Raw genomic sequence first — 16,201 nt, forward strand, 5'->3', positions numbered from 1 at the left:
CGCATATCTTCGCCTCGTTCATGCAGGCCGACAGTTCCACCACCCGGCGCTTCGGAGGGACCGGACTGGGCCTGGCCATCTGCCGCCAGATCGTCGAACAGATGGACGGCCGGATCGAGGTTCAAAGCACCCCGGGCCTGGGCAGTGTCTTCACCTTCACGATGCGGCTTGGGATCGGGGCCGATGCAAGCTGTCAGGCGCCACTGCCCCATGATCGCCTGCGGGCGTTGCGGGTGCTGGTGGCTGACGACAACCCGGCCTCGCGCGATTTCATCGACGCGACCCTGACCCGCTGGAACATGCGGGGCGATCTGGTCCCGTCGGGCTCCGAGGCGCTGGCAATGCTGGAACGCGAGGCAATGGCCGGCAACCCCTATGATCTGGTTCTTCTGGACTGGAAGATGCCAGGAATGGATGGCTTGCAGACGGTCCGGGCGATGCAATCCAGCCCGCATCTGGCGGTAATGCCGACAACGCTGATCGTCACCGCCTATCCGATCGACGAATTCATCCGGGACCAGGATCGTGCCGCGATCAGCGCAGTCCTGCGCAAACCGCTTGATGCACACGGCCTGCTGGACATGCTGAACCAGTTGATTCCGCCCGCCGCGCCGCCCGTCAGTTCCGGCGCCGACCTGCGCGCTTCGTCCGCCGGTCTGCACCTTCCGCAAGCGATGCAGGGCCTTTGCGTTCTGCTGGTCGAGGATAACGCGATCAATCGCGAGATCGCGGTGGAGTTGCTGAACGACGCGGGTCTGGTCGTCGATTGCGCCGAAAACGGTGTCATCGCCTGTCGCAGGATTCTGGATGAGGATCATGGCTACGCGGCCGTGCTGATGGATGTGCAGATGCCCGAGATGGACGGCGTGGCGGCCACGAAGCTGATCCGGCAGACACATTCGGCCGATTGCCTGCCGATCATCGCCCTGACCGCCCACGCCTACGAAGAAGAGCGGCAGCGCTGCCTTGGAGCCGGCATGAACGACCACATCTCGAAACCCGTGGATCCCGATCAGTTGATCAGGGTTCTTGGAACCTGGCTGAAGACCGGACCGCAGGCGGTCCGGAAAGAGCGGACACGTGCCGGTGCGACCGGCTTGGTGCCCGTCCTGCCTGCACAACTGCCGCCCTTCGGCCTGGACCGCGCGCTTCGTCGCGTGAACGGAAAGGCCGCATTGTTGCGGCGTCTGATCGTCAGTTTCGGGGAAAGCTACGGCCGTGTCGGCGACGATCTGCGCGCCATGATCCGGGCTGGGCGGATCGAGGATGCGGCGCGGCTGGCCCACACCCTGAAAAGCGTCGCCGGATCGCTGGAACTGGCCGAGGTGCCGGATCTGGCCGGGCAGATCGAGGCGGCGCTTGGCGCCGGCGAATCCGGCGCCGTGGCCGGGTTGATCGCGGAACTGGCGGACAGGATGGCGCCGGCCATCGCCGCGGCAAACAGCCTTCAGCCCGCGCCGTCGCAGGCAAGTGCCGACGCCCCGGCTGCCGCGCGGATCAACGCGGCTTCGCACGCCTCGGCCGAGGCTCGGGCCGCCCGGGATGCGCTGCGCCAACAACTGTGTCGCAGGAGCCTTTCGGCACGAGCCGGTTTTCACGCCTTTGCCGATGCCCTGGGCCTGGACGCCGGCACGCGTGACGCCCATCCCGTGCTTCAGGCTCTGCTGCGACTGGATTATGCCGAGGCGCTGCGCCTTCTGGACGGCACGCAGCCCGAAACCGGTCCCGACAATGGTGAGGTCGCAACATGAGCAAACCGGTCATCATGATCGTGGACGACGAGATCGCGAATATCGAGATCATGGGCGCTGTCCTGGGCGAGGATTACGAGATCTGCTTTTCCCGTTCGGGGGAAGATGCGTTGCGGGTCGTTCAGCGGGTGACGCCGGATCTGATCTTGCTGGATATCGTGATGCCGGGCTTGGATGGCTACGAGGTGTGCAGAAAGCTGAAAGACGACCCCGCCACGGCCGACATACCGGTGATCTTCACCACCGGCCTTTACCACACCGAGGACGAGGTGCGCGGTCTGGCCGCCGGGGCCATCGATTATGTCACCAAACCGATTCAGCCGGTTGCCCTGCGCAGCCGTGTGGACAACCATATCGAATTGAAGCGGATGCGAGACCAGTTGGCCAATCTGGCGATGACGGACGGGCTGACGGGTCTTGGCAACCGCCGGCTTCTGGAAAAGCTGCTTCAGACCGAACTGCGCCGCCTCTCTCGCGAGGGCGACTGGCTGTCCTTCATCATGCTGGATATCGATTTCTTCAAACAGTTCAACGATCTTTATGGGCATCTTGAAGGGGACCAGTGCTTGCGCAAGGTGGCTTCGGCACTAGGCGGCGCGGTCCGGCGAAGCGGCGATACCTGCCTGCGCTATGGCGGCGAGGAATTCGCCTGCATCCTGCCGCGCACCGATCACGATGGCGCGCTGGAGGTGGCCGAGGACATGCGCCGGAGGGTCGAGGCTCTGGGTATCGGCAACGGCGGCTCTGATGTCAGCCCTGTCGTGACCGTCAGCATCGGCGTCGCCAGCGGTCGCTGCTCGTCCGAATTGTCGATGGAATTGTGGATCTCGACCGCCGACGCCATGCTTTACCAGGGCAAGCGCAGCGGCCGGAACCGCGTCGAGGGCCATGTCATGATCCCGGCCTCGGGGGCGGAAATCCTGGGGCATGGGGAACGCCGCGAGGCAGGCTGATCGTCGGCCATCACCGGTCGCGGTGGCATCGATGCGTCGGCGTGCATCATCCGACACAAGCGGGCCAGGACCCGGGCAAAGCCGCGATGCTGCTTTCAATGAAAATCCCGGCTGGGGAAAAGTCGTTTCGCCTGATCGCGGGGATGGCCGGCATGGGCGGGTTGATGTTTCGGGCGCGGCGCGATGTCCGCGCGGGGCGAGGTCGTGCCGACCGCACCCTCAAGCGGATGGCCCAGTTCGGCAAGGCGATGGGACAGATCCTCGATCCGATCGGCGATCAGATGCACCACGATGCCTTCGCGTTCCAGCCGCCCGGTGACTCGCAACAGCCGCCCGCCCATCACCGCGCGGCGGAAACGGTCATGGATGCGCCGCCAGACGACGACATTGGCCACCCCGGTCTCGTCCTCCAGCGTCAGGAAGATCACGCCCGATGCCGTGCCGGGGCGCTGGCGGGTGATGACGAGGCCGCAGACCGAAACCCGGCGCGGCGGAACCCGTGGCAGATCACGGTTCGGGATCAGGCCCGGCAGGCGCGGGCGCAGCAATTCCATCGGATGGGCGCGCAGCGACAGGCGCAGGGCGACGTAATCCTCGACCACCTCCTCGCCCAGATGCATGGCGGGCAGCGCAACCTGCGGCTCGCAAGTGGCCTCGCCATCCAGCGGATCGGAAAACAGCGGCAGCGGCGCGGGTGCCCGGATCGCACGGACCTGCCACAGCGCGTCACGCCGGGTCAGGCCGATGGCGGCGAAGGCGTCGGCCTCGGCCAGCCGTTCCAGCACGGCGGGCGGAATTCCGGCGCGCAGCCACAGGCTTTCGACATCGGTATAGCCGTTGCCGCGACATTCTTGGATCCGCCGGGCATCGCCGTCGCGAAAGCCCCGGATCTGGCGAAATCCCAGCCGCAGTGCCCATGCGCCATCGGCGCGCCGTTCCAGCCGGTTGTCCCAGAGGCTGGAATTGACGCAGACGGGGCGGATCTCGACCCCGTTCTCGCGCGCGTCCCGGACGATCTGGGCGGGGGCGTAAAACCCCATCGGCTGCGAATTCAGCAACGCGCAGGCAAAGATCGCCGGATGATGGCATTTCAGCCATGACGAGACATAGGTCAGCATCGCGAAGGCCGCCGCGTGGCTTTCGGGAAAGCCGTAATCGGCAAACCCCTCGATCTGCGAGAAACATTGTTCTGCCACCCCACGGTCATAGCCGTTCGACAGCATCCCCTGCACAAAGCGTTCGCGATGCTCGCCGATCGTGCCCATGCGCCGGAACGAGGCCAGCGAGCGGCGCAGGCGGTCGGCCTCTTCGGCGCTATAGCCCGCACCGACGATGGCGATCTGCATGGCCTGTTCCTGAAACAGGGGCACCCCCAGGGTCCGCCGCGTCACCTCGGCCAAGGCCGGGCCGAAAGGTTCGGCTTTCTCCAGCCCCTGACGGCGGCGGATATAGGGTTTGACCATGCCGCCCTGGATCGGGCCGGGGCGGACGATGGCGACCTCGATCACCAGGTCGTAGAATTCACGCGGCTTCATCCGCGGCAGGAAATTCATCTGCGCCCGGCTTTCGACCTGAAAGACGCCCACCGCATTGGCCTGTTGCAGCATCCGGTAGGTCGGCTCGTCCCCCTGCGGCACCGAACCGAGGCTGTGACGGATGCCTTCGTGGCTTTCCAGAAGGTCAAAGCTCTTGCGGATGCAGGTCAGCATCCCCAGCGACAGGACATCGACCTTCAGGATGTTCAGCGCGTCGATATCGTCCTTGTCCCAGCCGATGACGGTGCGGTCCTCCATCGCCGCATTCTCGACCGGACACAATTCGTCCAGCCGCCCCCGGGTGATGACGAAACCGCCGACATGCTGGGACAGATGGCGCGGAAAACCGATGATCTCGCGGATCAGGCGGATCGTCTGCGACAGGCGGCGATCCCGCGGATCAAGACCCAGTTCGCGCATCCGTTCGGGATCCGCGCCCGCGTTCGACATCCCCCAGATCTGGCCCGACAGCGCGGCGGTCACGTCCCCGGACAATCCCATCACCTTGCCCACCTCGCGGATCGCCGCGCGCGAACGGAAATGGATCACCGTGGCGCAAAGGCCCGCGCGATGGCGGCCATATTTCCCGTAGATCCACTGGATCATCTCTTCGCGGCGCTCATGTTCGAAATCCACGTCGATATCGGGCGGCTCGCCGCGATGGCGCGAGATGAAGCGTTCGAAGACCATGCCGATCAGATCGGGGCTGACATCGGTGATGCCCAGCAGGTAGCACAGGATCGAATTGGCGGCCGAGCCGCGCCCCTGGCACAGGATGCCGCGTCGGCGTGCCTCGGCCACGATGTCGTGGACGGTCAGGAAATAGGCGGCGTATTTCAGTTCCTCCACCAGGGCCAGTTCCTTGTCGATCAGATCATGGACCCGCTGCGGCGCGCCACCCGGATAGCGCCGCGCCAGACCCTCGCGGGTCAGCCGGACCAGCCTGTCCTGAGGCGCCTCGTCTGCTGCAACCTCGTCGGGATAATCGTAGCCGAGCTGGTCGAGATCGAAGCAGCACAGCGAGGCGATCTGGGTCGTGCGACGGATCGCGGCCGGGTGACGGGCAAAGAGACGGTCCATCTCGGCGGGGGATTTCAGGCGGCGCTCGGCATTGGGCAGGGCACGGCTGCCGATGCGGTCGATGCTGATCCCCTCGCGCAGACAGGTCAACACATCGGCCAGACGGCGCCGGGCGGCGCGGTGCATCAGCACGTCACCCACCGCGACCATCGGGGCCGCCACCCTGTGGGCCAGCGCCGCGCAGGTATCGAACCAGGCCTGATCGCTGCCGTCGTAACGCGGCGCGGCGCCCAGAAAGACCCGCCCCGGATAGCGCCGGGCCATCGCCTGCACCGGCGCGATCGCCCGGTGCGGCTCGGTTGGCGGCAGCGCGATCAGGATCAAGCCCCGGCAGCCGGTCAGCAGATCGTTCAGCATCAGCCGGCATTCGCCCTTGGCGGCCCGCCGCTTGCCACGGCTCAGCAGCCGCGACAGCCGGTGCCATGCGGGTCGGTCGGTCGGCAGGGCCAGCCATTCGACCGGACAATCCTCGGCCACCAGACGGCTGCCGACGATCAGTTTCGGCAACAGCCGGTCCGCGGCCCCGACGGTTTTCCATTCCCCCACCGGCTGATGCGAGCAGGTGTCGACCTGCACGGTCGAGCGGATCGTGGCCTTGCCCAGTTCGCGCCGCATTTCTTTCAGCGCGGTATGGGCGCGCACCACGCCGGCGACGGAATTGCGGTCGGTGATGGCGATGGCGGCAAGGCCCAGTTCGGCGGCGCGGGCGACCAGTTCCTCGGGATGCGAGGCGCCGGTCAGGAAGGTGAAATTCGTGGTCACGGCCAGTTCGGCATAGCTCATGCGAATTCCCCCTGGACGAACCAGCCGGGATCCTGCGGCGTGTGGAACAGCCACAGCCGCCTGCCCTGCCGGGTTTCAAGCCGCCAGTAATCGCGCAGCCCCGACCGCCAGGCGGGATCATCCAGCCACCATTCCGGCGCGATCCGTTCCGGGCCGGTGGCGCGGGCCGTGGCAAAGATCATCCGCCGCCAGCGAAACCGGGCCGGGGGACGCGCGCCCGAAGCGGCAACGGGTTCGGGCGGAAACAGGATCACCGGGCGCGGGCGCGGCGCGGACCAGCCGGTCTCGGCGCGGCTGTGGGCGGCTGCGGCGGCTACGAAGCCGCGTTCGGGAATGTGGCTGTCGGCGGGCAGGAAACGCAGCAGGTTTTCCAGCCCGATCCGGGTTCCGATCCGGGTCATCAGGTCGTCCAGCCTGTCTTGGCCGTCTTGGCTGTCATGACTGCCGGTGGCGGTCGCAGACCCGATCTGCTGGATCGGCAGCGGCTGGACCAGGGTCGCCTCCAGCCGGATCTGATCGATGCCGAAACCGGCATCGACCTCGGCGATGCCGCGTTCGAACAGGGGCAGGATTCGGGCCGTCTCGCGCATCGGGGCGGCAAGGCGCAATTCCACCTGACGGCTGACCTGATCAACGCGGCGCAGGGTCAGGATCAACCGCCGCGCGCCGGTCTCTTGTGCCTTCAGCCGGTCGCAGAGCGGACCCAGAAGTTGACCGACAGCCGCCATCACGTCGTCCAGAAGGCCGACCGGATCGGGCAGGTTCAGGCGCAGGGCATAGCGAACGGGATCGGCTTCGGGGGTGATCGGCTCGGCTGCCTCGCCCATCGCCTGATCCAGCCGCATCAGCAGGCCGGGGCCAAAGCGGCGGGCCAGGGGCGCGCGCGCCGTCCCCGCCAGATCGCCGATACGGCGCAGGCCAAGACGTTGCAGCGCCATCACCATATCCGCATCCAGCCGCAGCCCGGCGACCGGCAGCGGGGCAAGGGCCGCAAGCGGCCGGCCCGCGGGCGCGATCCCCTCGCCATGCCGGGCCAGCGCCCATGCCGCGCCGCGCGTGTCGCCCGCGCCGAGGCGCAGCGTCAGCCCGGCCCGGGCGGCGCGGGCGCGCATGTCGGCCAGCATCGCCGCCTCGCCGCCCCACAGATGCGCCGCGCCGGTGATGTCCAGAACCAATCCGTCAGTCCCGTCCAGCCCGACCCAGGGGCAATAGCGCGTGGCCCAGCGGCGCAGGGCGACCAGGAATGCCCGATCGCCCTGGGGATCGCCGGTCCGGGTGACCAGATCGGGACAGAAGGCACGGGCATCGGCAAGGTTCATGCCGGGCCACAGACCACGGCTTTCGGCCGCGACGTTCACGCAGGCCAGACGCTCGGCATTGTTCCGGCTCACGATCAGCGCGAAGGGCGCCTCAACCGGGCGTGCCCGCAGGGCCCGGTCGCTCGCCAGCCGGGGAAACCACATGCAGACCACGCGCTTCCGGATCCCATCGAACATGCCAGGCCCCGATTGTTCCTGATTTGTTCTTGATAATTTCCCATTGCATCAGAGTCGAGTCCCCCCGCCCGTCATCCAGGATCGGGACCGCCCGCCAGCGCGTCTCGGCGGCATTGCTGCCCATGTTTTCGGGGATGATGCACAGGCCGGTCGTGCCCCCCGCCCCGGCAGCCAGTTGCAGTCGCCGCCCTTCGCGCAGGTTCAGCGGGCGGGTGATCTGGGCCACCACGAAGGGAATGGCGCCGTCACGCAAGGCCTCTTCGGCGGCCGCAAGGCTGTCGGTCTGGTTCGCGCTGCGCGCCACCAGCAGACGCGACGGATCGATGAACGGCGCAAGTCCCAGCGGATTGAGCATGTCGCCGCGCCATGCCTCGCGCAGCCACAGGACCGGACCTTGCGCCGGGGCGGCGGCGATGGCGGCAAAGGCCGTCGCGCCGGCCCCGCAAACCTCATGGACGCGCGCGACGCGCAGCGGAAAACAATCATCGAAATCGGGTCGCATCGCCCCGAAGCTAGGCAAGCCGACAGATCTGTCAAGCCGGTCTCAATCGCTGTCGATGGCGCTGGCGACGAAATCGAGATGGTCCCGCTGCGCCTGACCCGCGCCCGCTGCGTCGCCAGCGGCGATGGCGTCGAAGATATGCTGATGCTGCTGGCCCAGAAGCCTCAGGAAACCGGGCACGTTGGTTTCCTCTCTGCGTTCGCGCCAGCCGGCCTCGCGCCGCATCTGCCGGATCAGATCATAGACTTCCAGAAACAGCGCATTGCCCGCCAGTTCGGCGATTCGGTAGTGAAACACCTCGTCGGCCAGGTCGTATTCCTGCGGCTGCACGGCTTCGCGCGATTGCCGCATCAGGATTTCCAGCTGCGCCAGATCCCCGGCCCCGGCACGGGTCGCCGCCAGTTCGGCCAGCCGCGGCTCGATCTGGCGACGGACATCCATCAGCTGATCAAGGCTCAGCCTGCCGGCCAGCAGGCGGTGGCGTCCGGCATCGGGGCGGGGCGGCGGGGTGACGAAGGTGCCCTGCCCGTGGCGGCGAAAGACCGCCCCGCGCCGCTGCAATTCGTCCAGCGCCAGACGCAGCCGGCGACGGGGGATGCCCAGAATCTCGGCCAGCCGACGTTCGGGCGGCAGCCGGCCGCCGGTCTTGGCGGCCTCGGTCAGGATCGGCGCAAGGGCGGCGATGACCGCCGCCGGGTCGTCGGTCGGCGGCTCCATGTCCTAGCCCGAAAAGAGGTCGATGAACATGCGGATCGCGGTCAGCAGCAGGAACGCGCCGAAGGCAAGGCGCAGTGCCCGCCGGGGGATCGAGTGGGCCAGCCTGACGCCCAGTTGCGAGAAACTGGTGGTCAGCGGAATGATCACGATCGCAGCCAGCAGGTTTACATAGCCCAGCGAAAACGGCGGCAGCCCCTGTTGGCCCAGCCCGGTCAGCGCATAGATCACCGCGCCGGGCAGCCCGATCAGGAAACCGATCGCGGCCGAGGTGCCGACCGCGCGGCGGATGTCGTAGCCGAGGAAATTCAGCAGCGGCACGCCGATCGTGCCGCCGCCGATCCCCATCATCGCGCTGACCCCGCCGGCGAAGACCCCGAAGGCCGCCCAGACGGGTCTGGAAAAGCCCTTGGGTTCGGGATCGGCGCGCCCCTTGCGCAGGATCATGTCGGCCGAAACCGCCAGTGCCACCACGGCAAAGACCGCGATCAGCACCTTGCCCGAGACATAGCCGCCCAGAACACTGCCGATGACCACACCCACCAGGATCGACGGCGCCCATAGTTTCAGCAGCGCGGTGTCGATGGCGCCCTTGCGGTGATGACCCAGACCCGAGGCCAGCGAGGTGAACACGATGGTCGCCAGCGAGGTGCCGACCGCGACCTTCATCGTCAGGCCCGGATCCATGCCGGTCAGGTTCAGCGCGAAATAGAGCGCGGGAACGATGACGATCCCGCCGCCGACCCCCAGCAAGCCGGCAAGAATGCCGCCGCCGATGCCCGCGCCCACGGCGACGGCGGCCAGTTCCAGCAGCGCGGCTGTGGTGATTGCCTCCATCTCGCTAGCCTTTCGTCGTCGCGAACGAGGCGCTGGCGCGGCCGGTCGCGATCCGCGCCCGTTCCGCCTCTGCGATGCGGCGGTCGGTATCGCTGCGATCCGGGGCGCCGCTGAAATTTTCCGCGGTCGGCATGATCTCGGCGACCATCAGATAGCGTTCGCGCGCCACCGCCAGCAATCGGCGCAGTTCGGCCAGCGGATCGGCATGATCATCGGCCCGCAGATCCAGCCAGGGATGGGCCTGACCGCGATGGATGCGCAGCCCGGCCGCCTGCCGCCCGCGACGGTCGCCGCCCGCATCCTCGCCCGCCTGCATCGCGGCCAGCATCCGGTCGGGAAAGTCCAGGTCGGCGCGGTCTGCGAAGACGCGCGCCGTGTCCTCGATCACCTGCGGCCCCTCCAGCATGTTGCCCGCGACCGAAAGGCCCTGACCCGTCACATGTCCCGCCCAGGGCACGCATTCCGCGCCGGTATGGGCCGCGCCGCCGCCCCGCGCATCCAGCGCATGGGCCTGCCGCTGCGCCGCCCCCGCATCGCGCGCAACCAGATCGGCCAGGAGGGCATCGGCCGCCTCGCCCGCGCCCAGGCGGCGCAGCCCCTCGGTGCCCCAGACCGGGTTGACGAAGGCCTGCGTGGCGAAGGCGGCTGCCGGACCGACATGCGGCACCAGCGATCCGCAGGCGAAAAAGCGACTGGCGACGGCGATACCAAGCGCGCCGGACGCGGGATCGCGGGCGATCAGGGACCAGGTCATCAGCGGCCCACCGCATAGGCCTGCATCAGCCGGGGCGTGGCGGCGGCGGTCAGCATCCCGTCGGGTTCGCGCCTCGCGGCCGTCAGGCGGCCGATGCTCCAGGGTTCGGCCACGGTAACGATATGGCCCCGCGCACGCAGAGACTCGATCACCGCATCGCCGAAATTCGGCTCGACCATCAATTCACCGGGCTTGGCCTCGCGCGGATAGAAGCTGGACTGGAAATGCATGATGTGAAACAGCGGCGCGTCCATTCCCTGCTGCATCGACAGCCCGTGATGGACATAGCGCAGGAACCAGATCAGTTGCCACTGATCCTGCTGGTCGCCGCCGGGCGTGCCAAAGGCGATCCGGGTGCCGCCCTTTTCCGCCATCGACGGCGTCAGCGTCGTGCGCGGCCGCGCCCCCGGCCGCAGCGAGCTCGGCAAGCCATCGCGCAGCCAGAACATCTGGGCGCGGCTGTTCAGCGGAAAACCCAGGCCCGGGATCACCGGGCTGGATTGCAGCCATCCGCCCGAGGGCGTGGCGCTGACCATGTTTCCCCAGCGGTCGATCACGTCCAGGTGAACGGTATCCCCGCGCCGTTCGGTCAGATGCGCCATCGTCGGCTCGCCGGCGCTGACCCCGCGCGCGGCATCGAAATCATGCGCGGCGCGGGCGATGGCGTCGTCGGCCAGATGCTCCAGACCCGGCAGGCGGCCAGGGCGCTGTTCCAGGCTGGCTTTCTCGCCGATCAGAGCCGCGCGTTCCGCAGCATAATCCTCGGACAGCAGCGTCGCCATGGGAATTTCGAAGAAATCGGGATCGCCGTAATAGGCCTCGCGGTCGGCATAGGCCAGCTTCATCGCCTCGGCCACGACATGAACGAAATCCGCGCCCAGCGGATCCAGCGCCGCCAGATCGAAATGCTTGAGGATCTGAAGCGCTTGCAACAGCACCGGCCCCTGTGACCAGCTATGGGTCTTGTGGATGGTCCAGCCATGATAATCCAGCGACAGCGTCGTTTCCCATGTCGCCTTCCATTCCGCCAGATCCTGCCGCGACAGCACGCCGGAATGCGCGCTTCCCGAGACATCCATCACGCTTGCCCCGGCCAGATAATCGCCGATCGCGTCGGCCACGAAACCCCGTGACCAGATGCTGCGGGCCGCGTCGATCCGGGCCGCGCGGGTGTCGCCCCTGGCCTCGTCCGCGATCCGCTGATAGGCGGCGGCAAGATCGGGATTGCGAAACAGCGACCAGGGCTGCGGCGCGGCATCGCCGGGCAACCAGGTGGCGGCGCTGCTGGGCCATTCCGCGCGGAAGAAATCGGCCAGACCGGCAATGGTATCGGCCACGCGCGGCAGCACCGGATGGCCGTCCCGCGCATAGGCGATGGCCGGTGCCAGAACCTCCGACACCTCCATGCTGCCGTGATCGCGCAACATCAGCATCCAGCCATCGAAGGCGCCCGGCACCACCGTCGCCAGCAGCCCCGATCCGGGGATCAGTCCGTCGCCGAACAGGCTGCGGTAATGGTCCATCGTGGCGGCCTTCGGCGCCACGCCCTGCGCACAGAGCACGCGGGTTTCGCCGGTCTCGGCCAGATGGACGATGGCGGGCAGATCGCCGGCCGGTCCGTTCAGATGCGGCTCGACCACCTGCAGGACCAGCGCCGTCGCCACCGCCGCGTCAAAGGCATTGCCGCCGCGTTCCAGAATGCCCATCCCGGTCGCCGAGGCCAGCCAATGGGTCGAGGTGACGGTGCCGAAGGTGCCGCGGATATCGGGTCGTGTGGTGAAATTGTTCATGCCTGTTCCTGTCGATCAATCCTCGCGCGGGTCCAGCGCGTCGCGCAGACCGTCGCCCAGAAGGTTAAATCCCAGCACCACCAGAAAGATCGCGATGCCGGGCCACAGCGCCATCCAGGGCGCCTGCGTCATGAAGCCCTTGGCCACGTTCAGCATTGCCCCCCAGCTTGGCGCGGGCGGCTGCTGGCCCAGCCCCAGAAAGGACAGCGATGCCTCGGCGATGATGGCGCTGGCGACGGTCAGCGTGGCTTGCACCAGGATCGGCGGCAGGACATTGGGAAAGATATAGCGGCGCAGGATGACGCCCGTGGACAGGCCGATGGCATGGGCGCTTTCGACGTAATCCTCGGATGCCACGTTGATTGCCTGGCCTCGCGTCAGTCGGATGAAGACCGGCGTGGCCGCGATCCCGATGGCGATCATCGCATTGGTCAGCGAGGGCCCCAGGAACGCCGCCAGCGCGATGGCGAGAATCAGGAACGGGATCGCCAGCAGCGCCTCGGTGCAGCGCGAGATCACGGCATCGGTCCAGCCGCCGAAATACCCGGCAATGATCCCCAGAGGCACGCCGATCACGATGGCAATGCCGACGGATACCACCCCCGCCATCAACGAGGCGCGCGCGCCCCAGATCATCCGCGACAACTGATCGCGGCCCAACTCGTCCGTGCCCAGCCAGTGCGCGGCCGAGGGCGGTTGCCGGATCGCGGTCCAGTCGACGGCGGCGGGATCGGGCACGGGCAGGATCGGCGCCGCCAGCGCCAGCAGGACGAACATTCCCACAAGCACCGCGCCGAACATGGCGCTGCGATGGCCGCGCAGCTTGCGCCAGACGCGGCTTTGCGGGCGTTTCGACAGGACGGGATCGGTCGCGGCGGTCTCGTTCATCAGCCGGTCCTCAGCCGCGGGTTCAGTGCCACATAGGCCAGGTCGGCCAGAAGATTCATCAGGATAAAGCCCAGCGCGGTGACAAGAACCACCGCCTGCACCACCGCGTAATCGCGGTTGAAGACGGCATCGACCACCATCTTGCCGAAGCCCGGGATGGTGAAGATCTGTTCGGTCAGCACAGCCCCCGCGATGAGTTCGCCAAACAGCAGCGCCATCAGCGTGACGACCGGCGTCAGGGCGTTTCGGAAGGCGTGGTGCATGATCACCCTGCGTTCGGCCAGACCCTTGGCGCGGGCGGTGCGGACGTAGTCCTGCCTCAACACCCCCAGCATCGCCGATCGCGTGTGCCGCATCAGCGACGCCGCCAGCGCGGTGCCCAGCACGAAGGCAGGCATCAGCATGGTGCGGATCGACTGCACCGGATCCTCGCTCAGCGGCACATAGCCCGAGGCCGGCAGCAGCCGCCATTTCACCGAAACCAGCAGGATCAGCATGATCCCCAGCCAGAAATTGGGGATCGACAGGCCCGACAACGCGATCACATTGGCTGCGTAATCGGTGATCGTGCCCTTCTTCACCGCCGAGATGATCCCCGCCGGGATCCCGATCGCGGCGGCGAAGATCATCGACATCACCGCAAGCTGGATCGTCACCGGCAGCTTCTGGGCGATCATGTCGCTGACCGGCAGCCCGGTCCGGATCGAACGCCCCAGATCGCCCTGAAGGGCGTTCTTCACCCATTGCAGATATTGCATCCAGATCGGATCGTTCAGGTGATACAATTCACGCAGCCGCGCCAGCGTCTCGGGGTCGCGGTCATCGCCGGCCAGCGCCAGCACCGGATCGCCGGGCAGCATCTTCTGCAACGCGAAGACGAAAATCGAGATCAGGATCAGCGTCGGGATCGCGATCATCACGCGGCGGGCAAGATAGGTCAGCATGGCGGCGCCTTTCGGAAAGGGCCGGGGCGGCGGCGACGCCGCCCCGGCCGGGCCTCATTCGGACAGGCTGACGCCTTCCAGCCGGATCATCCCGTCCGGGCTGGGCGTGAAGCCCGCGACCTTGTCCGAGACGCCATAGAGCCACGCCTCGTTATAGAGATAGAACAACGGCAGATCCGTCTGCAGGATCTGGTTGGCCTGCTTGTACAGATCCTTGCGGGCGGCCTCGTCGCTGACGGCGCGGGCCTCGCCCAGGATACGGTCGATCTCGGGGTTCGAATACTTGCCGTCATTGAAGCCGCCGCCGGTGGTGACGAAGCCGTAGATGTTTCCGTCCGGGTCGATCCGACCGGACCAGCCCACCTGGGACGCCTGAAAATCGCCCGCCGCCTGATCGGCCAGCATGGTGGCGAATTCCTTGGCGGTCAGGGTGATGTTGATGCCCGCCTCGGCCGCCATGGCCTGAATCATCTGCACGACCTGCTGGCTTTCGGGACGGTTGGGAAATTGCAGTTCCAGATCGATTCCGCCCTCGATACCGGCCTCTGCCAGCAGCGCCTTGGCCTTCTCGACATCGCGTTCGGGGACCGGATAGGCCGGATCGAAGAACGGGCTGACGGCCGGCACGAACTGGCTGGCCGGCGCATTCAGGCCGGCAAAGACCACCTGGTTGATGGCGTTGCGGTCGATGGCCAGCGACAGGGCCTGACGCAGCTTCGGATCCTGCCCGAAGGGGTTGTCGGCCTTGGCGCCGTTGTTGGTGTTGAAGGTGATCCCCTGATAGCCCAGCCCGTCGGCGCGTTCGTATTTCAGGTTCCCGGCGCTCTTGACCGCTTCGACATCGGTGGCGGCGAGTCGGTTGATCAGGTCCAGATCGCCCGATTGCAGGTTGGCCAGCCGCACGGTCGAATCCGGGATCGGCAGGTAGCTTACGGCATCGACCTTGATCTGGTCGGCGTTCCAGTAATCGGCGAATTTCTCAAGCTCGATCTTGTCCTGCGCGACGCGGTTCTTGAACTTGAACGGCCCCGAACAGACTGGCTGGGCGCTGAAATCGTCATCGAACGCCGCCGGCGACATCATCATCCCCGACCGGTCGGCCAGCTGCGCCAGAAGCGGCGCGTCGGGGGCCGACAAGCGCAGCCTGACATGGGTCGGATCGACCACCTCGACCTCGGTGATCGAACTGACTTCGGATTTGCGCACGCTGTCCTCCAGCGTTTGCGAGCGCTCGATATTCGCCTTGACCGCCTCGCCGTCGAAGGGCGTGCCATCATGGAAGACGACGCCTTCGCGCAGGGTCATGTCCACGGTCTTGCCATCCTCGCTGACGCTCCATTCCGTGGCCAGTTGCGGCACCAGTTTCAGATCCGGCGTCACGTCGATCAGCTTGTCGCACAGGGCGGTGAACACGATCCGCCCGACGAAGGTGCGGCTCTTGTCCGGATCCAGCGCATCAGGATCGCTTTCCAGCCCGATGCGCAGGGTCTGGGCCTGCGCGGCCATCGCGCTGGTGCCAAGCAGGGCCGCCAGCAGCAGGGTTCTGCGAATGTTCATGTCTTTGTCTCCTGTTGGGTTTTCTTGGTGTTTTCCTTTTGCGCCAAAGCCTCGCGATAGAGACGAAAGCGGATCTCGGCGCCGTCGCTGCGGGCCGACCGGGGTGGCGCGGCCTGTCCATCGCCGACAATCTCGCGCCAGCGCAGACAGGCCACCTGACTGCCCTGTCCGGTCTCTTCCAGCGCCGGCCGGATCTCGGCGCAGCGGCTTTGCGCATGAGGGCAGCGGGTGCGGAAATGGCAGCCCGAGGGCGGGTCCAGCGGGCTTGGCGTCTCGCCCGACAGGCCCGGCCCGCCATGGCCGCCATCGGGTCCGGGGATCGCCGCCAGCAGCGCGCGCGTATAGGGATGTCGCGGGGCTTCGAAGATCGTGTCGGTCGGGCCGGTTTCGACGATGCGGCCCAGATACATGACACCGACGCGATCGCTCATCTGCCGGATCACCGCAAGATCATGGGCGATGACGATCAGCGTCAGCCCCAGCCGGTCGCGCAGGTCCCCCAGAAGGTTCACCACCTGCGCCTGAACGCTGACATCCAGCGCACTGACGGGCTCGTCCCCGATCAGGACTTTCGGTCCCGAAGCCAGCGCCCGCGCGATGCCGATGCGCTGGCGCTG

13 protein-coding genes are annotated in these 16,201 nt (G+C 67.1%); 2 read left to right on the forward strand and 11 right to left on the reverse strand.

All coding sequences use genetic code 11. The annotated features are described in order from the left end of the window. Positions 1-1,751 (forward strand): response regulator (locus B4A72_RS14520; RefSeq protein ID WP_292978941.1); only part of this gene is annotated, 1,751 nt, incomplete at its 5' end. Continuing rightward, on the forward strand, positions 1,748-2,704 hold the full coding sequence (locus tag B4A72_RS14525) for a diguanylate cyclase (protein WP_292951431.1): 957 nt from the start codon (positions 1,748-1,750) through the stop codon (positions 2,702-2,704). The genes B4A72_RS14520 and B4A72_RS14525, both read left to right, overlap by 4 nt. Before the next feature lie 95 nt (positions 2,705-2,799). Here B4A72_RS14525 and B4A72_RS14530 read toward each other — a convergent pair whose 3' ends face one another. The 11 genes from B4A72_RS14530 to B4A72_RS14580 all read right to left on the reverse strand — a co-directional run. After that, on the reverse strand, positions 2,800-6,102 hold the full coding sequence (locus B4A72_RS14530) for an error-prone DNA polymerase (protein ID WP_292951428.1): 3,303 nt from the start codon (positions 6,100-6,102) through the stop codon (positions 2,800-2,802). Beyond that, positions 6,099-7,598: a Y-family DNA polymerase gene (locus B4A72_RS14535; protein ID WP_292951425.1), complete on the reverse strand. Its 1,500-nt coding sequence runs from the start codon at positions 7,596-7,598 to the stop codon at positions 6,099-6,101. The genes B4A72_RS14530 and B4A72_RS14535 overlap by 4 nt, the downstream gene beginning before the upstream one ends. Beyond that, entirely contained in the window at positions 7,513-8,100 is a 588-nt protein-coding gene (locus B4A72_RS14540) for an ImuA family protein (protein ID WP_292951422.1), read from the reverse strand. The genes B4A72_RS14535 and B4A72_RS14540 overlap by 86 nt, the downstream gene beginning before the upstream one ends. Before the next feature lie 42 nt (positions 8,101-8,142). Next, complete coding sequence (locus B4A72_RS14545; protein WP_292951419.1) at positions 8,143-8,817, reverse strand: FadR/GntR family transcriptional regulator; 675 nt, start codon at positions 8,815-8,817, stop codon at positions 8,143-8,145. A gap of 3 nt (positions 8,818-8,820) precedes the next feature. Continuing rightward, the gene (locus tag B4A72_RS14550) at positions 8,821-9,651 is read right to left on the reverse strand and encodes a sulfite exporter TauE/SafE family protein (RefSeq protein ID WP_292951416.1); all 831 of its coding nucleotides are present in this window, start codon (positions 9,649-9,651) and stop codon (positions 8,821-8,823) included. 4 nt (positions 9,652-9,655) lie between these two features. Then, complete coding sequence (locus B4A72_RS14555; RefSeq protein ID WP_292951413.1) at positions 9,656-10,405, reverse strand: DUF1028 domain-containing protein; 750 nt, start codon at positions 10,403-10,405, stop codon at positions 9,656-9,658. Continuing rightward, on the reverse strand, positions 10,405-12,195 hold the full coding sequence (locus B4A72_RS14560) for a gamma-glutamyltransferase family protein (RefSeq protein WP_292978943.1): 1,791 nt from the start codon (positions 12,193-12,195) through the stop codon (positions 10,405-10,407). Before B4A72_RS14560 ends, B4A72_RS14555 begins: the two co-directional genes overlap by 1 nt. Positions 12,196-12,210: 15 nt before the next feature. After that, complete coding sequence (locus tag B4A72_RS14565) at positions 12,211-13,083, reverse strand: ABC transporter permease (protein WP_292951408.1); 873 nt, start codon at positions 13,081-13,083, stop codon at positions 12,211-12,213. Beyond that, positions 13,083-14,027, reverse strand: a complete 945-nt coding sequence (locus tag B4A72_RS14570; RefSeq protein WP_292951406.1) for an ABC transporter permease — start codon at positions 14,025-14,027, stop codon at positions 13,083-13,085. The genes B4A72_RS14565 and B4A72_RS14570 overlap by 1 nt, the downstream gene beginning before the upstream one ends. Positions 14,028-14,081: 54 nt before the next feature. Then, complete coding sequence (locus B4A72_RS14575) at positions 14,082-15,584, reverse strand: ABC transporter substrate-binding protein (RefSeq protein ID WP_292951405.1); 1,503 nt, start codon at positions 15,582-15,584, stop codon at positions 14,082-14,084. Next, positions 15,581-16,201: oligopeptide/dipeptide ABC transporter ATP-binding protein (locus B4A72_RS14580; RefSeq protein ID WP_292978945.1), on the reverse strand; the 621-nt coding region annotated here is incomplete at its 5' end. The genes B4A72_RS14575 and B4A72_RS14580, both read right to left, overlap by 4 nt.

Source organism: Paracoccus sp. UBA5162 (assembly GCF_002413585.1).
In the GTDB taxonomy this organism is placed as follows: domain Bacteria; phylum Pseudomonadota; class Alphaproteobacteria; order Rhodobacterales; family Rhodobacteraceae; genus Paracoccus.